At 72.7% G+C, this 19258-nt stretch carries 20 protein-coding genes; 16 read left to right on the top strand and 4 right to left on the bottom strand.

The window, feature by feature from the left end:
• Positions 1-113 precede the first annotated feature (113 nt).
• The 13 genes from ACZ49B_RS13010 to iolD all read left to right on the top strand — a co-directional run bounded on the left by ACZ49B_RS13010 (position 114) and on the right by iolD (position 13514).
• Positions 114-905: a class II aldolase/adducin family protein gene (locus ACZ49B_RS13010; RefSeq protein ID WP_468304863.1), complete on the top strand. Its 792-nt coding sequence runs from the start codon at positions 114-116 to the stop codon at positions 903-905.
• A 12-nt stretch (positions 906-917) separates the two neighbouring features.
• The gene (locus ACZ49B_RS13005; RefSeq protein WP_468304302.1) at positions 918-1658 is read left to right on the top strand and encodes a TetR/AcrR family transcriptional regulator C-terminal domain-containing protein; all 741 of its coding nucleotides are present in this window, start codon (positions 918-920) and stop codon (positions 1656-1658) included.
• Positions 1655-2542, top strand: coding sequence for an alpha/beta fold hydrolase (locus tag ACZ49B_RS13000; RefSeq protein WP_468304300.1), 888 nt, complete (start codon positions 1655-1657; stop codon positions 2540-2542). Before ACZ49B_RS13005 ends, ACZ49B_RS13000 begins: the two co-directional genes overlap by 4 nt.
• 129 nt (positions 2543-2671) lie before the next feature.
• Complete coding sequence (locus ACZ49B_RS12995) at positions 2672-3415, top strand: GntR family transcriptional regulator (protein WP_468304297.1); 744 nt, start codon at positions 2672-2674, stop codon at positions 3413-3415.
• A 216-nt stretch (positions 3416-3631) separates the two neighbouring features.
• The gene (locus ACZ49B_RS12990) at positions 3632-4687 is read left to right on the top strand and encodes a sugar ABC transporter substrate-binding protein (protein ID WP_468304295.1); all 1056 of its coding nucleotides are present in this window, start codon (positions 3632-3634) and stop codon (positions 4685-4687) included.
• Positions 4684-5760, top strand: coding sequence for an ABC transporter permease (locus ACZ49B_RS12985; protein ID WP_468304292.1), 1077 nt, complete (start codon positions 4684-4686; stop codon positions 5758-5760). The genes ACZ49B_RS12990 and ACZ49B_RS12985 overlap by 4 nt, the downstream gene beginning before the upstream one ends.
• Positions 5757-6569: an ATP-binding cassette domain-containing protein gene (locus ACZ49B_RS12980; RefSeq protein WP_468304289.1), complete on the top strand. Its 813-nt coding sequence runs from the start codon at positions 5757-5759 to the stop codon at positions 6567-6569. The genes ACZ49B_RS12985 and ACZ49B_RS12980 overlap by 4 nt, the downstream gene beginning before the upstream one ends.
• Before the next feature lie 78 nt (positions 6570-6647).
• The gene (locus ACZ49B_RS12975; protein ID WP_468304286.1) at positions 6648-7697 is read left to right on the top strand and encodes a Gfo/Idh/MocA family protein; all 1050 of its coding nucleotides are present in this window, start codon (positions 6648-6650) and stop codon (positions 7695-7697) included.
• Positions 7694-8611, top strand: coding sequence for a TIM barrel protein (locus ACZ49B_RS12970; RefSeq protein ID WP_468304283.1), 918 nt, complete (start codon positions 7694-7696; stop codon positions 8609-8611). The genes ACZ49B_RS12975 and ACZ49B_RS12970 overlap by 4 nt, the downstream gene beginning before the upstream one ends.
• A complete protein-coding gene (iolC, locus tag ACZ49B_RS12965) occupies positions 8608-9681 on the top strand; it encodes a 5-dehydro-2-deoxygluconokinase (protein ID WP_468304280.1) in 1074 nt (357 codons plus the stop codon). The genes ACZ49B_RS12970 and iolC overlap by 4 nt, the downstream gene beginning before the upstream one ends.
• A 5-nt stretch (positions 9682-9686) precedes the next feature.
• The gene (locus ACZ49B_RS12960; protein ID WP_468304860.1) at positions 9687-10610 is read left to right on the top strand and encodes a Cgl0159 family (beta/alpha)8-fold protein; all 924 of its coding nucleotides are present in this window, start codon (positions 9687-9689) and stop codon (positions 10608-10610) included.
• A 64-nt stretch (positions 10611-10674) separates the two neighbouring features.
• Complete coding sequence (gene iolB, locus ACZ49B_RS12955) at positions 10675-11586, top strand: 5-deoxy-glucuronate isomerase (protein WP_468304277.1); 912 nt, start codon at positions 10675-10677, stop codon at positions 11584-11586.
• The gene (gene iolD / locus ACZ49B_RS12950) at positions 11586-13514 is read left to right on the top strand and encodes a 3D-(3,5/4)-trihydroxycyclohexane-1,2-dione acylhydrolase (decyclizing) (RefSeq protein ID WP_468304274.1); all 1929 of its coding nucleotides are present in this window, start codon (positions 11586-11588) and stop codon (positions 13512-13514) included. The genes iolB and iolD overlap by 1 nt, the downstream gene beginning before the upstream one ends.
• A gap of 106 nt (positions 13515-13620) precedes the next feature.
• Here iolD and ACZ49B_RS12945 read toward each other — a convergent pair whose 3' ends face one another.
• Both ACZ49B_RS12945 and ACZ49B_RS12940 read right to left on the bottom strand, forming a co-directional pair.
• Complete coding sequence (locus ACZ49B_RS12945; RefSeq protein WP_468304272.1) at positions 13621-14838, bottom strand: cytochrome P450; 1218 nt, start codon at positions 14836-14838, stop codon at positions 13621-13623.
• Complete coding sequence (locus tag ACZ49B_RS12940) at positions 14835-15542, bottom strand: cyclodityrosine synthase (RefSeq protein WP_468304269.1); 708 nt, start codon at positions 15540-15542, stop codon at positions 14835-14837. The genes ACZ49B_RS12945 and ACZ49B_RS12940 overlap by 4 nt, the downstream gene beginning before the upstream one ends.
• Before the next feature lie 324 nt (positions 15543-15866).
• Here ACZ49B_RS12940 and ACZ49B_RS12935 point away from each other — a divergent pair, with 324 nt between their 5' ends.
• The 3 genes from ACZ49B_RS12935 to ACZ49B_RS12925 all read left to right on the top strand — a co-directional run bounded on the left by ACZ49B_RS12935 (position 15867) and on the right by ACZ49B_RS12925 (position 18145).
• Entirely contained in the window at positions 15867-16337 is a 471-nt protein-coding gene (locus tag ACZ49B_RS12935) for a hypothetical protein (RefSeq protein ID WP_468304267.1), read from the top strand.
• A 71-nt stretch (positions 16338-16408) separates the two neighbouring features.
• Entirely contained in the window at positions 16409-17410 is a 1002-nt protein-coding gene (locus ACZ49B_RS12930; protein WP_468304857.1) for a glutathione S-transferase family protein, read from the top strand.
• 12 nt (positions 17411-17422) lie between these two features.
• On the top strand, positions 17423-18145 hold the full coding sequence (locus ACZ49B_RS12925; protein WP_468304264.1) for a DUF72 domain-containing protein: 723 nt from the start codon (positions 17423-17425) through the stop codon (positions 18143-18145).
• A gap of 76 nt (positions 18146-18221) precedes the next feature.
• Here ACZ49B_RS12925 and ACZ49B_RS12920 read toward each other — a convergent pair whose 3' ends face one another.
• The gene (locus ACZ49B_RS12920) at positions 18222-18443 is read right to left on the bottom strand and encodes a hypothetical protein (protein ID WP_468304261.1); all 222 of its coding nucleotides are present in this window, start codon (positions 18441-18443) and stop codon (positions 18222-18224) included.
• A gap of 123 nt (positions 18444-18566) precedes the next feature.
• Positions 18567-19040, bottom strand: coding sequence for a DUF6328 family protein (locus ACZ49B_RS12915; protein WP_468304259.1), 474 nt, complete (start codon positions 19038-19040; stop codon positions 18567-18569).
• Between the last annotated feature and the right edge of the window lie 218 nt (positions 19041-19258).

Raw genomic sequence — 19258 nt, 5'->3', positions numbered from 1 at the left:
GTGCGTCCAGTGGACGCATAGCAGAGGGAGGCGGCGTGGACCGGACGACGGGCACCCGAGGGCAGCACGAGACGGACACGGGTACGGGGCCGGGCGCGGCGACGGCCGCCGGGCTGCGCCGGAGCGCGTTCGTACCGCGGCAGGAGAACCTCGAACTGCCCCTGCCGCCCGTGTTCACCGACCCCGCGCAGGAGCGCGAGCACCGCAAGCAGCGGCTCGCCGGAGCCTGCCGCGTCTTCGGCCGCCTCGGCTTCTCCGAAGGGGTCGCGGGACACATCACCGTGCGGGATCCGGAGTACCCGGACATGTTCTGGGTCAACCCGTTCGGCATGTCCTTCCGGCACGTACGGGTCAGCGACCTGATCCTCGTCGACCACGAGGGACAGGTCCGCCACGGCAGGCGCCCCGTCAACCGGGCGGGATTCGTGATCCACTCCGCAATCCACGCCGCCCGGCCCGACGTGGTCGCCGCCTGTCACGCACACGCCGTCCACGGGAAGGCGTTCTCGAGTCTGGGACGCCTGCTGGACCCGATCACCCAGGACGCGTGCGCCGTGTACGAGCAGCACACCGTCCACCGGGACGGCGCAGGTGCCGTGGTGGTCGAGGAGGAGGCCGGGCGACAGCTCGCCGCAGGGCTGGGGCCGCACAAGGCCGTCATCCACCAGAACCACGGCATCTTCACCGTCGGCGAATCGGTCGACGAGGCGGCCTGGTGGTTCATCTCCATGGAGCGCAGCGCCCAGGCGCAGCTGCTCGCGCAGGCCGCGGGCACCCCGCACCTGATCGACCCCGAGGCCGCCCGGCACACCCGGGACCAGACCGGGTTCCCGCTCGCGGGCTGGTTCTCCTTCCAGCCCCTCTGGGACGAGATCACCCGCACGGAACCCGACCTCTTCGAATAGGCGCCACCACCCATGACACCCCAGCCCGAATCCGGGTCCGAAGCCGCCCCTGAGCCCGGCTCCCCCGCCTGGTGGCAGGCCCGGTACGCCGAACACGACCGGCGCAGGCCCCGCCAAGGCGGGCTGACGCTCGACCGGATCACCGCGGGCGCGCTCGAACTGGCCGACCGCGAGGGCCTGGAGGCGCTCACGATGCGCCGGCTCGGCGAGCACCTCCAGGTCCGCCACACCTCCCTCTACCGGCACGTCGCGAGCCGCGAGGAGCTGCTGATCGAGACGGTCGACCACATGCTGGGCGAGATCCGGCTGCCCTCCCTCGACGGGGACTGGCGGGCCGGACTGGAAGGCGGGGCCCGGGAGTTCCGCCGGGTCCTCGCGGAACACCCTGCGGTCGTCCCGCTGCTGACCGCCGGTCAGCTGCTCGGCCCCAAAGCCCTGCGGGCCCGTGAGCACGCCCTCGGACAGCTCCTGGCGCACGGGTGGGCCCCGCGGCCGGCCGTCCACGTCTACCTCACGGTCACCCACTTCGTGATCGGCGCCGCCGTGCTCGACTCCGGCGGCGCGGCCCGTACCGCCGATCAGCGTGCCGCGATGGCCGAACTGTTCGCGTCCCTCTCCCCGCGCACCCACCCCGTGGTCCACCGCCACGCCGAACTCCTCAACTCGCTCGACGCCGAGGCCGAGTTCGCCTTCGGCCTGCGGGCGCTCCTGCACGGCCTGGGTCACCTCCACGACGAGGAGGACCGGGCATGAGCGGCGACCTGACCACCCGACGCGCCCTGCCGCCGCTGCGCCGCTGGACCGAGGGCGGCAGCACCGTACGGATCGACGGCCACTCGGTCTTCGTGCGCCAGGACGGGCCCGCGCTCGGCGCCCCCGTCACCCTCGTCCACGGTTTCCCGACCTCCTCGCACGACTGGGCCGCCGTCGTCCCGGCGCTCGTCGCGGCCGGACTCCGGGTCACCACGCTGGACCTGCTCGGCTTCGGGGAGAGCGACAAGCCGCGGCGCCACCGCTACTCGCTCCTCGACCAGGCCTCGCTGGTCGAGGAGGTCTGGCGACGGTACGGAATCGGCAGGACCGCCCTGGTCGCGCACGACTACGGGGTCAGCGTCGGCCAGGAGTTGCTGGCGCGCGACCCGGCCCGGATCACCCGCATGGCCTGGCTCAACGGCGGCCTCTACCCCGATCTGCACCGCCCCGTGCCGATCCAGCGGCTGCTGCACGGCCCGCTGGGGCCGCTGCTGGCGCCCCTCACCACGGAGCGGCGGTTCGCCGCGTCCCTGCGCGCCGTGCTCGGGCGGCCGGTCCACGACGAGGACCTGCACGACCTGTGGGCGTCCGCGTCCCGGGCCGGCGGCCACCGCCTCGCCCCGCGACTGCTGCGCTACATCGACGAGCGCCGCCGGAATGCCGCGCGCTGGACCTCGGCCCTGGAGGGCTTCCCCGGACCCACGCTGTTCGTCTGGGGACCCGCCGACCCGATCAGCGGGGCCCACGTACTGTCCCGGATCCGGTCACGCATGCCGCAGGCCCGGGTCGTGGAGCTCGCCGGGCCGCCGGCCGTCGGGCACTACCCGCAGCTGGAGGATCCCGAAGCGGTGGCGGCCGCGCTCACCGCGTTCCTGGCACCCTGAGGCGCCCCCGGGGAAACCACCGGGGTTCCACCGGTCAAGGCGTACGGGCATCAGGACGTCAGGACATGCTGATCAACGAGGCGGCGCGAGGGATAATGTCACTCTCGCCCCCGGCCGCTGGAGCCCAGGATGTCTTCCCTCGCCTCGCTGATCAGCATCGACCGCTCCAGCCCGGTTCCCCTGTACTTCCAGGTGGCCGTGCGGCTGGAGGAGCTGATCGCGGGCGGCGAGCTGCCCGCGGGATCGCGGCTGGACAACGAGGTCGCCCTGGCCGGTGACCTGGGCCTGTCCCGTCCCACCATGCGGCAGGCCATCCAGCACCTCGTCGACAAGGGACTGCTGGTCCGCAAGCGCGGCGTCGGCACGCAGGTCGTGCACAGCAGGGTACGCCGCCAGGTCGAACTGACCAGCCTCCACGACGACCTGCTCCGCGCCGACCGGCATCCGCGCACCGAGGTGCTGTCGATGGAGCGCGTCACGGCCCCCGACGAGGTGGCGGCCGCGCTGCGCCTGCCGCAGGGCAGTGAGGTCATCGCGCTCGAGCGGCTGCGCTACGCGGACGACGAGCCTCTCGCCCTGCTCCGCAACCACGTCCCGGTCGAGCTGGGCCGGTTCACGGTGGAGGATCTGGCGGACCGGGGCCTGTACGAGCTGCTGCGCGCGGCCGGTACCCGGCTGAGCCTGGCCGACCAGTCGATCACCGCCCGGCGGGCGTCCAGCGCCGAGGCGCGGCTGCTCTGCGAAGTCCGGGGCGCCCCGCTGCTGGCCATGCGGCGCACGGCGTACGACAGTGACGGCCGCCCCGTGGAGTACGGCGACCACCTCTACCGGGCCTCGCTCTACTCCTTCGAAATCACCCTCATGGCGCGCTGAGGCGCACACCCGGACCCGTCACGGTTCGACCTCACACACCAAACAACCAAGTCCGTATGTCTTGACATACTGACTTGCGCGGGACGAAGGTGATGCCCATCGCTGCGGCACACCCGCCCGCCACCCGGGGTGCCCCAGCGGCCGGCGCACGTACTCCCCCTTCAGGGCCGACACCTCGCCTCCGGCCCCGCAGCCCCTCATCGGAGGTCGCACCCCATGAACGTGAACCACTCCGCACCCGGACGCCGCCCCTCCGCGTCCCGCAGACGCACCCTGCCCCGCCTGCTGCCCACCGCCGCGGTCGCCGTGGCGCTCGCCTTCGCCGCTGCCTGCAGCGGCCCCGCCGCCGAGGGCGGTTCCGCCAAGGGCGCGGCCGCCGACGCGTCCGGTGCCCAGCCGGCTCCCGGAAACGGATCCCTGCACATCGCGGTCATCAGCCACGGCGGCCCGGGCGACGCCTTCTGGAACGTGGTGAAGAACGGTTCCACCGACGCGGGCAAGCAGCTCGGCGTACAGGTGGACTACAACTCCGACCCGGACCCGTCCGGCCAGGCCAAACTGATCGACAACGCGGTCGCCCAGCACGTCGGCGGCCTGGTCGTTTCGATGGCCAACCCCGACGCCCTCCAGAGCTCGGTCAAGGCCGCCGTGGCGGCCGGGATCCCGGTGATCACCATCAACTCGGGATCCGCCAAGAGCCGGGAGTTCGGCGCCGTCGGGCACGTGGGCCAGGAGGAATCGGTCGCCGGGGAGGGCGCGGGCGCCAAGCTCAAGCAGAGCGGACGGCACAAGGTCCTGTGCGTGATCCACGAGGCCGGCAACATCGGCCTCAACCAGCGCTGCGACGGCGCCCGCAAGGGCTTCGGCGGCGACGTGGTCAACCTCCAGGTCGACGCGGCCAACCCGACCGACGTCCTCTCCCGGATCCGCGGCGCCCTCCAGGCCGACCCCGCGGTCGACGGCGTCCTGACCCTCAACGCCCAGATAGCCGCGACGGCCACCGAGGCGGTCAAGGCCCTGGGCTCCAAGGCGCAGGTCGCCACCTTCGACCTCAACGCCGACGTGATCAGCGCCGTCAAGGCCGGAACCGTCGCCTTCGCCGTGGACCAGCAGCAGTACGAGCAGGGCTACCTGCCCGTCGTCATGCTGAAGCTCCAGCACGACAACGGCAACACCGTCGGCGGCGGACTGCCCGTTCTCACCGGCCCCGCCTTCGTCGACGCGTCCAACGTCGACCAGGTGGCGAAGTACGCGGCCCGGGGCACCCGATGACAGCGACCTCCCCCGCCCGGACCACCCCCGCGCCCCCGCAGCAGAGTTCCGTGCCGGACGAGCGGCTCGGTCGGCGCGGCCCGCTGGGACGGCTGCTGCTGCGGCCCGAACTCGGCGCCCTGCTCGGCGCGTTGCTCGTCTTCACCTTCTTCTCCGCGGTCACCGGCCAGTTCCTCAGCCCGCTCGGCGCGGCGACCTGGCTCGACGACTCGGCGACGCTCGGCATCGTCGCGGTCGCCGTCGCACTGCTCATGATCGGCGGCGAGTTCGACCTCTCGGCCGGTGTGATGACGGCGTCCACGGCCCTGGTGACCGCGCTGCTCTCGGTCGAACTCGGCTGGAACGTCTGGCTCGCGCTCCTCGTCTCGCTGGCCTTCGCCCTCGGCGTGGGGGCCCTCAACGGCTGGCTGGTCATGCGCACCGGCCTGCCGAGCTTCATCGTCACCCTCGGCTCGTTCCTCGCCCTCCAGGGCCTCAACCTCGGCGTAACCCGCGCGGTGACGGGAACCGTGCAGGTCAGCGGCATGCGCAGCACGCCGGGCTTCGAATCGGCGGGCTATGTGTTCGCCTCCACCATCGACATCGGAGGCACGTCGTTCCAGATCTCGCTGGTGTGGTGGATCGTGGCGACGGTACTGGCCTCGCTCGTCCTGATGCGCACCCGCGGCGGAAACTGGATCTTCGCCGTGGGCGGGTCGGTGCTGAGCGCCCGTCAGGTGGGCGTGCCCGTCGAGCGTACGAAAATCACGCTGTTCATGACCACGGCGGCCGCCGCCTGGCTGGTCGGCACCATCAACATCCTGCGGTTCACCACCGTGCAGGCCAACCAGGGCGTCGGGCTTGAGTTCCAGTACATCATCGCCGCGGTCATCGGCGGCTGTCTGATGACCGGCGGGTACGGCTCGGCGGTCGGCGCCGCGATCGGCGCGCTCATCTTCGGCATGGCCCGCCAGGGCATCGTCTTCGCCCAGTGGAACAGCGACTGGTTCATGGCGTTCCTCGGCGTGATGCTGCTCTCCGCCGTCCTGGTGAACAACACGTTCCGGCGTCGGGCGGAAAGGGTACGGCGATGAAGGACGCATCCCGGGCGGTACGCCCGCTGCTGGAGGCCAAGGGCATCGGCAAGTCGTACGGCTCCGTCATCGCGCTGCGCGACGTGAGCGCGGTCGTCAATCCCGGCCAGGTCACCTGCGTCCTGGGCGACAACGGTGCCGGCAAGTCCACGCTGATCAAGATCCTGGCCGGTGCGCACCAGCACACCGGCGGCGAACTGCTCCTCGACGGCGAGCCGGTGCACTTCCCCTCACCGCGGGCGGCACTCGACCGGGGTATCGCCACGGTGTTCCAGGACCTTTCGGTCGTGCCGCTGATGAGCGTGTGGCGCAACTTCTTCCTGGGCTCCGAGCCCGTACGCCGCTTCGGGCCGGTGAGACTGCTCGACCGGAAGTACGGCCGGGAGACGGCCCGTACGGCACTGCGCGAGATGGGCATCGACCTGCGCGACGTCGAGCAGCCGGTCGGGACCCTGTCGGGCGGCGAGCGGCAGTGCGTCGCCATCGCCCGGGCGGTCCACTTCGGGGCCCGGGTGCTCATTCTGGACGAGCCGACCGCGGCGCTCGGCGTCAAGCAGGCCGGTGTGGTGCTGCGTTACGTGGCGCAGGCACGGGACCGGGGTCTCGGCGTGGTCCTGATCACGCACAACCCGCACCACGCCTACCCGGTCGGCGACCGGTTCCTGCTCCTCAAGCGGGGCCGCAGCCTGGGCTGTTTCGAGAAGGCCGACATCTCGCTGGCCGAGCTGACCCGCCAGATGGCCGGCGGAGCCGAACTCGAGGCCCTGGAGCACGAACTGCGTGCGCCCGCCCCCGCGTCCGCCGACTGACGACGGCTCGCGCGCTCCCCCTCTCCCCTGATCTCCGCCCTCCGCTCTCCGCTCTCCGCTCCATCGAAAGGCGACACCATGCGCGTCGGTCTTCTGGGAACGGGCCGCATCGGCTCCTTCCACGCCAGAACACTGGCCACCCACCCCGCGGTCACCGAGCTGCTCGTGGCCGACACCGATCCCGCCCGCGCCCACGACGTGGCGGACACGCTCGCGGACGCCCCGGCATCCGTCGCCGCCCTCGACTCGGTCGAGGCCGTGCTCCGGGCAGGCGTCGACGCCGTGGTCATCGCGACCGCCACGGACGCCCATGCGGATCTGATCATCCGCGCCGCCCGGGCCGGGCTCCCCACGTACTGCGAGAAGCCGATCGCCACCGACGTACCGGGCACCCTCGCCGCCCTGCGCGAGGTGGAGCGCTGCGGCACCGCCCTCCAGCTCGGCTTCCAGCGGCGCTTCGACGCCGGGTACGGTGCCGTCCGCGAGGCGGTCCGCACCGGCGGCCTCGGTTTCGTGCACACCATCCGGGCCGTCACCGCCGACCCGGCCCCGCCGCCGGCCTCGTACGTCCCCACCTCCGGCGGGCTCTTCCGGGACTGCTGCGTCCACGACTTCGACATCGTCCGCTGGGTCACCGCCCGCGAGGTCGTCAGCGTCTTCGCCGCCGGCTCCAACCTCGGCGAGCCGTTCTTCTCCGAGGCCGGTGACGTCGACACGGCGGCCGCGCTCCTGACCCTTGACGACGGCACCCTGGTCAGCTGCAACGCCACGCGCTACAACGGCGCCGGGTACGACGTGCGCATGGAGGTCTCCGGCAGCCGGGGCACGCTGGTCGCCGGCCTCGATGCCCGGGCTCCGCTGACCTCCGCAGAACCCGACGGCCCCAAGGCCCCCGCCGACCCCTGGCCCGATTTCCTCGCGCGCTTCCGCGACGCGTACGCCGCCGAGCTGGACGCCTTCCTCGATGTCGCGCGGGGCCTGCGCCCCAGCCCGTGCAGCGGGCACGACGCCCTCGAGGCGCTGCTCGTCGCCGAGGCCTGCGAACTCTCCCGGCGGCTCGGCAGCCCGGTCCGCGTCGACGACGTCCGCGCCGAAGCCGAGGCAGAAGCCGAAGGGGTGGCCCGATGAGCACGACGGACACCGCCCGGCCCCTGGCCGACCGGATCGCAGCAGCCCCGATCTCCTGGGGCGTGTGCGAGGTCCCCGGCTGGGGCCACCAGATGCCGCCCGCCCGAGTGCTGCGCGAGATGCGGGAACTGGGCCTCACGGCCACCGAGTTCGGGCCCGACGGATTCCTGCCGGACGCCCCCGACGAGCGCCTCGCCGTACTCGGCGCGCAGGGCATGCGCGCGGTGGGCGGATTCGTCCCCGCCGTGCTGCACGATCCGGACTTCGACCCGCTGCCCGCGGTCCGCGCGGCCCTCGCCGCCTTCGCCGCCTGCTCCGCGGACACGCTCGTACTCGCCGCGGCCACCGGCCTGGACGGGTACGACAGCCGCCCCGGCCTCGACGCCGACGGCTGGCGCACCCTCCTCGCCCGCCTCGACACCATCACCGCCGTCGCCCGCGAGTACGGCATCACCGCCACCCTCCACCCCCACGTGGGCACGATGGTCGAGCGGGTGGACGAGGTCCTGCGCGTGCTCGACGGCAGCGACGCCCCGCTCTGCCTGGACACCGGGCACCTCCTCGTCGGCGGCACGGACCCGCTCGCGCTGGCCCGCCGGGCCGCCGACCGGATCGCCCACGTCCACCTCAAGGACGTCGACGCCCGGGCGGCCGCGCAGGTCCGCGCCGGCCGGCTCGGCTACACCGCCGCCGTTGCTGCCGGCATGTACCGACCGCTCGGCCGGGGCGATGCGCAGATCGCGGAACTGGTCGGGGTACTGGAGGGCAGCGGGTACGACGGCTGGTACGTCATGGAGCAGGACGCCGTCCTCACCGCCGAGCCCGCCCCCGGCGAGGGACCCGTCCGCGACGTCACCGCCGGGGTGCGGTTCCTCGCCGGACTGGGCGCCGGCCGCCGGGCGGTCGGCCGATGAGCGCCGCGGGCACCGCCGGGGGCGGGGGCCGGACCCCGTCGTACGACCTGGTGGCCCTGGGGCGCGTGGGGGTCGACCTCTATCCGCAGCAGACCGGCGTGCCCCTGGCCGACGTGCGGACCTTCGCCAAATCGCTCGGCGGCACGGCCACCAACGTCGCCGTGGCCGCCACCCGGCACGGCCTGCGCACCGCGGTCGTCACCGGGGTGGGGGACGACCCCTTCGGCCCGTACGTACGCCGGACCCTGCGCGCGTTCGGCGTGGACGACCGCCAGGTGGTCACGGTCCCCGGCGCTCAGACCCCCGTGGTCTTCTGCGAGATGCACCCGCCGGACGACTTTCCGCTCCTCTTCTACCGCCGGCCCGTCGCCCCCGACCAGTGCATCGCCCCGCACGACCTGGACCTCGACGTCATCCGCGGCGCGGCGATCGTCTGGATCACCGGCGGCGGACTGGCCGTCGACCCCTCACGGACCACCACCCTGCTCGCGGCGGCCCGGCGCGCGCCCGAGGCCGACGTGGTGTTCGACCTCGACTGGCGCCCGTCCTTCTGGGACGACCCGTCCGAGGCGCCCGCCTGGTACGCGCGGGGCCTGGAACTGGCCACCGTCGCCGTCGGCAACCGCGACGAGACCGAGGTCGCCGTCGGTACCCGGGACCCCGACCGGGCCGCCGACCTGCTGCTGGAGCGGGGCGTACGGCTCGCCGTCGTCAAGCAGGGACCGGCGGGCGTCCTGGCCCGTACCGCCACCGAGGAGGTCCGGGTCTCCCCCTTGGCGGTCAGGGTCGTCAACGGCCTGGGCGCCGGTGACGCGTTCGGCGGCGCGCTGGCCGCCGGGCTGCGCCGGGACAGGCCGCTGCGGGAGGTCGTCGAGACCGCCAACGCGGCCGGCGCCCTCGTCGCCGGACGCCTCGCGTGCGCCGACGACATGCCCGAACCCCACGAGATCCAGGCGCTGCTGGCCCGCCACTGGCGGCGGCGCCCCGACGATCCGGTCCTGGCCGTGCCGCCCGCCGCACACCGGCCGGCGGACTCCCGTACCGAAGGCCACCGAGAGATGATCGTATGACCGAGATGTCCGTGGCCGCCGCGCCGACCGCATGCTCCCCGCCCCTCCTGCGGCGGCCGTTCGACCTCAGCTCCCTCACCGAGCTGCGGGCCCGCGATCCCGAAGCCGTCCGACGACTGGTCCGCCAGCGCCCGCGGTTCGACCGGGAACGGCTGGCCCGCCCGATGTTCGTGCTGGCCGCCGACCATCCGGCGCGCGGCGCCGTGGCCGCCGGCGGGGACCCCGCCGCCATGGGCGACCGGCACGAACTGCTGGCCCGCTGCGCCGAGGCACTCGCCCGTCCCGGCGTGGACGGCTTCCTCGGAACCGCCGACCTGGTCGAGGACCTGACCCTGCTCGGGGCCCTCGACGGCAAGCTGGTGCTCGGCTCGATGAACCGGGGCGGCCTGAGCGGCTCCACCTTCGAGATGGACGACCGGTTCACCGGGTACGACGCGGCCGGCATCGCCGACTCCGGTCTCGACGGCGGGAAGATGCTGCTGCGCATCGATCCGCACGACTCGCGCACCATCCGGACCCTGGAGAGCGCCGCCCGGGCGGTGGACGCCCTCAACGAGCGGTCCCTCATGGCCATGATCGAACCGTTCAGCTCCCGCCGGCAGCGGGGCAGGATCGTCAACCTGCTGACCGCGGACGAGCAGATGTGGGCGAACAACATCGCCCAGGGCCTGGGCCGTACGACCGCGCACACCTGGCTGAAGCTCCCGATCGTCGCGGACATGGAACGGATGATGTCCTCGACGACGCTTCCGACGATGCTGCTGGGCGGCGAAGGCGGCCCGGACCGCGACGCCATGTACGAGTCCTGGCGCCAGGCCCTGCGCATCCCCCAGGTACGCGGGCTCATGATCGGGCGCACCGTGCTGTATCCGCCGGACGGGGACGTCGCCCGGGCCGTCGACACGGCCGTCGGCCTTTTGGACCGCTGAACCCTGCTGCCCGCTCCCGCCCCTCCCGCCCCCCGCCCCCCGCCCCCCGTACCTGGAGCACCACGTGACACGTCTGCACCTGCCCGACGGCGCCGCCGCGCGGGACGGCTACCGCTGCCGGATCGACCCGGAGTCCGCCGGGTGGACCCACACCTCCCTGCGGATCCTCGACCTGGCACCGGGCGGCTCCCACACCCTCGACACCGGCGACAGCGAGTGGATCCTGCTGCCGCTGTCCGGTGCGGCCGACGTCGTGTGCGACGGCGAGCGGCTGCGGCTGCACGGCCGTCCGGACGTGTTCGGCGCCGTAAGTGATTTCGCGTACCTGCCGCGGCAGGCGACGGCCCGGGTCGACTCGGCGGGAGGAGGCCGTTTCGCGCTCTGCGGGGCCCGCTGCACCTCGAAACTCCCGTTCCGCTACGGACCGGCGGCCGGGGTGCCGGTCGAGATCCGCGGGGCGGGGCGGGCCGCCCGCCAGGTCAACAACTTCGCCTCGGCCGAGGCCTTCGAGACGGACCGGCTGATCGCGGTCGAGGTCCTGACCCCGGCCGGGAACTGGTCCTCGTACCCGCCGCACAAGCACGACGAGGACCGGCCGGGCGAGGAGTGCCGGCTGGAGGAGATCTACTGGTTCGCCATCGGCGAGGGTCCGCACGGCGGCGCGGGCTGGGGGGAGGGCGAGGGCATGGGCTACCACCGCGTCCGCCCCTCGGGCGCGCGCGGTCCCTCGGACGTCCTGGCCGAAGTCCGTACGGGTGACGCCGTCCTGGTCCCCGACGGCTGGCACGGCCCGTCCATGGCCGCCCCCGGCTACCCCATGTACTACCTCAACGTGATGGCCGGTCCGGGAGCCGAGCGGCGCTGGCTGATCTGCGACGACCCCGCGCACGCCTGGGTCCGCGAGACCTGGCCGGACGAGCCCGCGGACCCCCGGCTGCCCCTCTACACCGCCCCGTCCCCGGAAGGCACGCACTGATGCTGACCCCGCCCGACACCACCCCCGCAACCGTCTCCCCGGCGGGCACGGTCCGGCTGACCACCGCGCAGGCGCTCGTACGGTTCCTCTCGCGCCAGTACACGGAGCGGGACGGCCGTCGGCAGCGCCTGATCACGGCCTGCTGGGGCATCTTCGGCCACGGGAACGTGGCCGGGCTCGGCCAGGCGCTGGTCGAGTCGGCGGAACGGGACCCGGCGGTCCTTCCCTTCCTCCAGGGCCGCAACGAGCAGTCGATGGTCCATGCCGCCGTCGGGTACGCCCGCCAGAGCGGGCGCCTGAGCACGCACGCGGTGACCACCTCGATCGGCCCCGGTGCGACCAACCTCGTCACGGGAGCCGCCCTCGCCACGATCAACCGGATCCCGGTGCTGCTCCTGCCCGGTGACGTCTTCGCGGGCCGCCCGGCCGACCCCGTGCTGCAACAGCTGGAGACCCCGTGGGCGGGTGACGTGAGCGTGAACGACACGCTCCGGCCGGTCTCCCGCTTCTTCGACCGGATCTGGCGGCCGGAAATGCTGATCCCGGCCGCGCTCCAGGCGATGCGGGTGCTCACCGATCCGGTGGACACCGGTGCCGTCACGCTGGCCCTCCCCCAGGACGTGCAGGCCCAAGCCCACGACTGGCCCGTGGAGTTCTTCGCCGAACGGGTCTGGCACGTCCGCCGCCCGCAGCCCGACCTCGGCGAACTCGACCGCGCCGTACGGCTCGTCCGGGCCGCCGAGCGCCCGTTGATCGTGGCCGGCGGAGGCGTCCACCACAGCGCCGCCGAGGACGCACTGCGCGTACTGGCGGACGCCACCGGGATCCCGGTCGCCGAGACCCAGGCCGGCCGGGGTGCGCTGGAATGGGACCATCCGTGCGCCCTCGGCGGCCTCGGCCACACCGGTACGGCGGCGGCCAACGCGGTGGCGCGACGTGCCGACGTGGTGATCGGGGTCGGCACCCGCTGGAGCGACTTCACCACGGCCTCGGCCACGCTGTTCGCCGAGCCCGGTGTCCGGTTCGTCAATGTCAACGTCGCCGCCTCGGACGGGCACAAGCTCGCCGGGCAGCCGGTGGTCGCCGATGCCCGCGTCGCCCTGGAGGCGCTGACCGTGCGCCTGGGCACGTACCGGGTCCCGGAGAGCCATCGGGCGGAGTACTGCGACGGGGTGGCGCGCTGGCAGCGGGCCGTCGACGAGGCCGTCTCGGCCCCCGACGGCAGCCGCCCGCCGACCCAGGCCCAGCTGCTGGGCGTGCTCAACGAGCTCCTGGAGCCGACCGATGTCGTCGTCAACGCGGCCGGATCGATGCCCGGCGACCTCCACAGGCTGTGGCGTCCGCGCGAGCGCCGCCAGTACCACGTCGAGTACGGCTATTCCTGCATGGGCTACGAGATCCCGGCCGCGCTCGGTGTCCGGCTCGCCGCCCCGGAGCGCGAGGTGTTCGCGCTGGTGGGCGACGGCACGTACCTGATGATGCCGACGGAACTGGTGACGGCCGTCCAGGAAGGCATCAAGATCGTCCCCGTGTTGGTGCAGAACCACGGCTACGCGTCCATCGGAGCCCTGTCCGAGAGCGTGGGCGCAGAACGCTACGGCACCGACTACCGCTTCCGCACGGCCGACGGCCGCTATGCGGGCCACCCGCTGCCGGTCGATCTCGCCGCCAACATGGAGAGCCTGGGAGTCGACGTGCTGTGCCCGCGCACGGTCGCGGAGTTGCGGCAGGCGGTGCTCGACGCCAGGAAGGCGGAGCGGCCCACGGCGATCTACGTCGAGACCGTTCCCCCGGCGCCGGACCTGCCGGCCCTGGCGTCCCATGCCTGGTGGGAGGTCGCCGTGGCGGAGGTCTCCGCGTCCCCTGCCGCCCGCGCAGCCCGGGAGCGCTACGAGACCGAGAGGCGCGCCCAGCGCCGGCACCTGTGACCGCCGTGGACGGCCCTCGGCAGCGAGGGGCTGCGCGCATGCGGGACGCCGGATACCGGCAGCCGGGCGTCCCGGCTGCCGGTGTCCGATGGGACCTAGGGCTGCGTCACCAGAGCACGGGCATCCGCTCGGGGATGCGCTTCATGAACCCGGTGCGCCACACGAGCTGCTCGATCGGCACGGCGAGGTCGAGCCCCGGCAGCCGCTCGAGGAGCACCTCGATGGCGATCTGTGCGTGGCGCTTGCCGAGGGCGGTGGCGGGGCAGTAGTGGCCGCCTCCGCCGAACGACAGGTGCGCGTTCGGGTTCGGCCGGTCGAGGCGCACGGTGTGCGGGTCCTCGAACTCGGCGGGGTCGTGGTTGGCGGCCTCGACCAGGACGAGGACGAGCTCCCCCTTCTGCACGGTGACGTCACCGAGCTGCATGGTCTCGGTGGCGATCCGGGGCAGGCCGTCGGCGATCGACAGGTTGATGCGCAGCAGCTCGTCCACGGCGGCCGGGACGAGGGCCGGGTCGGCGATCAGCCGTTCCTTGAGTTCGGGGTGCTGGATCAGGGAGACGAGAGCCATGGTCAGGAAGCCCATGACGCTGATGACGCCCGCCCCGAACATCGTGACGCCGACGGTGGCGAGCATCTCGTCCGTCAGGTGCGCGTAGTCGGGGTCGTCCCGCAGGGCGGCGAGTTCGGCCATCAGGCCCGTCGTCGCGGGGTCGTTGAGACGGTCGATCATGTGGCCCATGTCGCGGTCCCAGTTGATGCCCGCCGCGGGGATGGTGCGGGGGCTGTTCATGAACGCGACGTGCAGCGACCGGTAGAGGTCAGGGCCGTCGCTCTGGGGGATGCCGAGGATGTGGCAGTGCAGCCCGGTGGAGTACGGGACGGTGAAGTCGTGGCGCAGGTCGGCCGGCACCCCCGTCGTGACCATCTGGTCGACGAGTGCGTGCGCGTGGCCGGTCAGCCACGCCTCCAGCCCGGGGGCCTTCGGGTTGAGGGCCTTCATCACGGCCTTGCGGAGCCCGGCACCCGTGATGTTCCCCATGTTGTTGACCACCTCCGGGGGGATGGTCAGCGCGTACTGGCGGGGTGCGCCCGGGGCGGAGGTGTCCTTGAGCGAGAACCTGGCGTCGTCGAGCACCTGCCTGCACAGCGGATACGAGGACACCAGCCAGGCTTCTGCTCCGGCGATGGTGCGGACCTTCTTGACCGGCTCGTTGGTGAGCAGGTGCGCGATCTCGTCGGGCAGACGCGTGCCGTTGGCGTCGAACGGGAACCGGGTGAGCTCGTCGGCCGCGGCCGCCGGGGTGGGGTCGATGGTGGTGGTCATGCGGAGCGGTCCTGTTCTTCGGCGGGGGTGATGACGGCGTGGCCCTGATTGCGCGAGGCACGCAGGCCCCAGCCCCGTGCGTACAGCAGTTCGGCCAGCGGCAGCGCCTGGTGGTAGCAGTTGAGCGAGGAGGAGACCCCGAGGATGGCCGGGGTGTCGAGGAACAAGGGCACCTCGGCGCACACGTACTTGATGCACACCTCGCGCTGCAGCTCGGTCGGCGGTTGGCCGTTCAGCTTGTCGGCGAGGAAGCGGGCCGCGAGCTGGTCGCACACCTCGCGGAACTCGGGGTCGTCGGCCATGAGGGTGTCGAGCCCGGAGCGGATGCGCTGGTAGGCGGGGAGCTCCAGGAGCGCGGACATGGGGCGTCCGCGCAGCCGCTCTCCTTCGGGGTCGAGGGTGGCGACGGCGGCGGTGACCTTGGCGCGTACGCCGCGGAGGTTCTTCACCGCCTTGCGCTGTGCTTCGACCTCGGGGTAGCCGAGGGCCACGAACATCTCGGCCACGTGCATGTCCGTCCAGATGAGATCGACCTGCCGGAAGTGGTCGAGTCCCCACCGGGCGAGATCGAGCACGCGGTCGTGGGTGAAGTAGGAGTTCCCGGACGAGATGCCTATGACGGCATGGTCACCCTCGTCGTGGATGACCTGGCAGTGAGGCGTGTAGGGACGGACGGCGAAGATGCCTTGGATGGCAGTCGTCAACGTGAGTAATTCCCCTGCACCGCGAGTCCCAACAGGGCCTTGTGCCCTGGGTGTGGCGGCGCGAGACATGACGGTAGCCGAAGAACCATCAGATGATCTAGAGCTACCGGCCGGTTACTCTACGGATTTCGTTGTGGTCGGCGCCCTGCCCGGAAGGCGGGCGGGCGCTGCCGCCACCGGCGGTTTACCCGCAGGTCACGTGCTCGACAGTCCCCCGGAGCTGCGGATTCCGCCCCATGGCCGCGCGTCGTCACGCGGCCGGCGGCCGCCCGTCTGTAGCCTGTCGGTCCGGCGGCACACCGACCCACCCCCGTGGAGGCCCGCATGACCCGTGTGCGCAGGCGCGTCCTTCCCGCGGTGGCCGTGATCGCGGCCCTCGCGCCGGGTGCCACGGCGTGCTCGGGCGACACCACACCCTCCGGCGTCGCGTCGAAGGCGGCCTCGGCCGTGGCCTCGGTGGGCGCGGATCTGAATGCCGCGGCGGCCGAGGCGAAGAAGAAGCTCGACGGCGTGAAGAACGGCGTGGACGCGAAGAGCGACGTCCGGCTCGGAACGCCGTCCAAAGGCGCCGACGGGCACGCTTCCGTACCGGTCACGGTGTCCAACACGGCCACGAGCAAGAAGTCGTTCGCGGTCCAGGTCGATTTCCGCGACACGGGTGGGAACCTGCTCGACACCGTGGTGGTCACCGTCTCGGACGTCGCCCCCGGCGCAGCCGGGGAGGGGACGGCCCGCAGCACGCGGGGGCTGTCGGGCGACGTCACAGCCGACGTGGGAACGGCCCTGCGTTACTGAAGCCGCGCCGGTTCCGGGCCGCATCCGCGTTCGACGCCGTGGTTCTCGGGTAGGCGGTTCGCGTGAGCTATGTGACGCGAGGCAAGGAGTATTCCCGCGACGACCGGTACATCACCACGCGGATCACGGCCGAGGGGCGTGACGGATTCCCCGTGGAGCCCGGCCGCTACCGCCTGGTGGTCAGCCGCGCCTGCCCGTGGGCGAGCCGAGCGGTGATCGTGCGCCGGCTCCTCGGGCTGGAGGACGCTCTGCCCATGGCCGTCGCCGGGCCCACGCACGACGAGCGCAGCTGGCGGTTCGACCTCGATCCGGGGGGCCGCGACCCGGTGCTCGGGATCGAGCGGCTGCAGGAGGCGTACTTCGCCCTCGATCCCGGCTACGACCGGGGCATCACCGTACCGGCGATCGTGGACGTGCCGACCGGTCAGGTCGTGACCAACGACTTCCGGCAGATCACGATCGACATGTCGCTGGAGTGGAAGCGGTACCACCGCAGCGGGGCGCCGGCGCTCTACCCGCCGGGGCTCCGGCCGGAAATCGACGCGGTCGGCGAGGTCGTCTACCGGGACGTGAACAACGGCGTCTACCGCGCAGGGTTCGCCGGGTCGCAGGAGTCCTATGCCGCAGCGTACGGGCGCCTGTTCGACCGGCTCGACTGGCTCTCCACGCGGCTGGAGGGCACCCGCTACCTCGTCGGGGACACGATCACGGAGGCGGACGTGCGGCTGTTCACCACGCTCGTCCGTTTCGATGCCGTCTACCACGGCCATTTCAAGTGCAACCGGCAGAAGCTGTCCGAGATGCCCGTGCTCTGGGCGTACGCCCGGGACCTGTTCCAGACTCCCGGCTTCGGCGACACGGTCGACTTCGACCACATCAAGAGGCACTACTTCACGGTGCACGACGACATCAATCCGACCGGGATCGTGCCGGTCGGCCCGGACCTGTCGGGCTGGCTCGCACCGCACGGCCGCGCAGCGCTGGGCGGGCGCCCCTTCGGCGACGGCACACCGCCCGGCCCCGTCCCGGCTGCGGAGGCCGTGCCGGGCGGCCACACCCCGCTCGCCCCGTGAGCCGGTGACGACATGCCCGTACGCGTCGGCACCTCGGGATGGCAGTACCGGGACTGGGCGGGCGTCTTCTATCCGCCCGACCGGCCCCAGCGGCTGTGGCTGGAGGCGTACGCGGAGCACTTCGGCACCGTGGAGAGCAACAACGCGTTCTACAAGCTGCCTTCTCCGGAGACCTTCACCCGGTGGCGCGAACGCACGCCCCAGGGCTTCGTCATGGCGGTGAAGGCCAGCCGCTACCTGACCCACATCAAGCGCCTGCACGACCCGAAGGAACCGGTCCACCGGCTGATGACGCACGCGGCCGCCCTGGGCGACCGGCTGGGGCCGATCCTGCTCCAGTTGCCCCCCACCTTGCAGGCCGCCCCCGACGCGCTGGCCGCCTGCCTGGCCTGCTTCCCCGCCGGCACCCGCGTCGCCGTCGAACCGCGGCACGAGTCGTGGTGGACCGACGCCGTGCGCACCGTGCTCACGGAGCACCGGGCCGCCCTGTGCTGGGCCGATCGCGGCTCGCGCCCCGTGACCCCGCTGTGGCGGACCGCCGACTGGGGGTACGTACGGTTCCACGAGGGACGGGCCGATCCGGCTCCCCGGTACGGCCGGACGGCGCTGCGCTCCTGGGCCGACCGGATCGCCGATGCGTGGCCGCCCGACGCCGATGTCTTCGCGTACTTCAACAACGACGCGGGCGGGGCCGCCGTCGCCGACGCCCGCGCCTTCGCCCGACTAGTCCGGTGACCGGCCGGGCGGGCACTCCGATGCATGAACGATCCGTGAACGGCGGGCACTGCGGCCCGCGAACCCGAGAACGGGATCAGCCTGCGGACCCCCGCTCCCGGCGGCGGGTCTCACGCCGCGGCTCGGACGTCTCGTCCGGCCGGTCCAGTCGGCTCGCCTCGTCGGTGTCCGCCGCCCGGACGGGCGGCATGTCCTTGCCGTCGCCTCCGGCCCGGGGCGCGACGTGCGGGGCGCGGCGCCGTTCCTTGTCGTCGTGATCGTGCAGGGGGGCGCCTCCGGCGCCGCCTTGGTCTTCCATGGCGCGTCCCTCCTCGTGCGTCGTCCGGTCCCCGATACCCGGCGCCTGCCCGGACGCCGCGGGCGAAAACCCTTGGTCGCGCGGCGCGGCCGACCGTGCACGCGACGTACAAGGCGGTGCGCCTCACCCCTTCCTGGCCTTGCTGCGCAGGAGCAGGCTCGGCATGATCAGCCAGCAGATCACGAACCAGCCGGTGACACAGGCGGTCACAGGCCAGGCGATCCAGTGCGAGGTGGCGACCCGCAGCAGGAGCAGCACAGAGAGAGTCACGGTCAGGGCGAGGAGCACGATGCCGACGGAGACCAGCCGGCCCGCCGCCTTGACCAGTTGCGGCTTGAGGTGGTGGCCGGCCAGCAGCTGGTGGTACGCGACCGGGGCGATCAGGGTCCCGGTCGCCAGGGCGCCCAGCGCCACGGTCACCACGTACAGGCCGCGGTCGAAGGGGCCCAGCTGCTCGAAACGGGGCGTGAAGGCGACGCTGAGCAGGAAGCCGAAGAGGATCTGGGCCCCGGTCTGGGCGACGCGGACTTCTTGGAGCGTCTCGTTCCAGCGGCGATCGGCCCACTCCGCCGGGGTCTCGTCCCGCTCGTCCGTCATGGAAGCCGACCTCCTCCACACAGGGAAATGGCTGATCGCTCGTACCCGGTGCTCCCGAGCCTAATCCGACGCAGTGCCGGGACCCCGGCGACACGGAGTCGGCGAGTGGGGCGGCCGTCCGGCCGCTCCCGGCCCGGCGGCGCTGATTGAGACGCTTCCGCCCGGGCAGGCGCCCCGGTACGAGAGGAGCCCGCGGCGGCGCAACCGCCCGACTGAAC

The sequence above is a fragment of the Streptomyces sp. NPDC031132 genome, from assembly GCF_055570595.1.
This window is presented reverse-complemented; position numbering and strand designations above follow the sequence as displayed.

Bases quoted from the DNA above. Each gene is read 5' to 3' on its own strand.
- ACZ49B_RS12980 (WP_468304289.1), top strand. From the start codon at position 5,757: ATGAAGGACGCATCCCGGGCGGTACGCCCGCTGCTGGAGGCCAAGGGC.
- ACZ49B_RS12915 (WP_468304259.1), bottom strand. From the start codon at position 19,040: ATGACGGACGAGCGGGACGAGACCCCGGCGGAGTGGGCCGATCGCCGC.
- iolD (WP_468304274.1), top strand. From the start codon at position 11,586: ATGCTGACCCCGCCCGACACCACCCCCGCAACCGTCTCCCCGGCGGGC.
- ACZ49B_RS12975 (WP_468304286.1), top strand. From the start codon at position 6,648: ATGCGCGTCGGTCTTCTGGGAACGGGCCGCATCGGCTCCTTCCACGCC.
- ACZ49B_RS13000 (WP_468304300.1), top strand. From the start codon at position 1,655: ATGAGCGGCGACCTGACCACCCGACGCGCCCTGCCGCCGCTGCGCCGC.
- ACZ49B_RS12920 (WP_468304261.1), bottom strand. From the start codon at position 18,443: ATGGAAGACCAAGGCGGCGCCGGAGGCGCCCCCCTGCACGATCACGAC.
- ACZ49B_RS13005 (WP_468304302.1), top strand. From the start codon at position 918: ATGACACCCCAGCCCGAATCCGGGTCCGAAGCCGCCCCTGAGCCCGGC.
- ACZ49B_RS12970 (WP_468304283.1), top strand. From the start codon at position 7,694: ATGAGCACGACGGACACCGCCCGGCCCCTGGCCGACCGGATCGCAGCA.
- ACZ49B_RS12945 (WP_468304272.1), bottom strand. From the start codon at position 14,838: ATGACCACCACCATCGACCCCACCCCGGCGGCCGCGGCCGACGAGCTC.
- ACZ49B_RS12960 (WP_468304860.1), top strand. From the start codon at position 9,687: ATGTCCGTGGCCGCCGCGCCGACCGCATGCTCCCCGCCCCTCCTGCGG.
- ACZ49B_RS12990 (WP_468304295.1), top strand. From the start codon at position 3,632: ATGAACGTGAACCACTCCGCACCCGGACGCCGCCCCTCCGCGTCCCGC.
- ACZ49B_RS12985 (WP_468304292.1), top strand. From the start codon at position 4,684: ATGACAGCGACCTCCCCCGCCCGGACCACCCCCGCGCCCCCGCAGCAG.
- ACZ49B_RS12995 (WP_468304297.1), top strand. From the start codon at position 2,672: ATGTCTTCCCTCGCCTCGCTGATCAGCATCGACCGCTCCAGCCCGGTT.
- ACZ49B_RS12935 (WP_468304267.1), top strand. From the start codon at position 15,867: ATGACCCGTGTGCGCAGGCGCGTCCTTCCCGCGGTGGCCGTGATCGCG.
- iolC (WP_468304280.1), top strand. From the start codon at position 8,608: ATGAGCGCCGCGGGCACCGCCGGGGGCGGGGGCCGGACCCCGTCGTAC.
- ACZ49B_RS12925 (WP_468304264.1), top strand. From the start codon at position 17,423: ATGCCCGTACGCGTCGGCACCTCGGGATGGCAGTACCGGGACTGGGCG.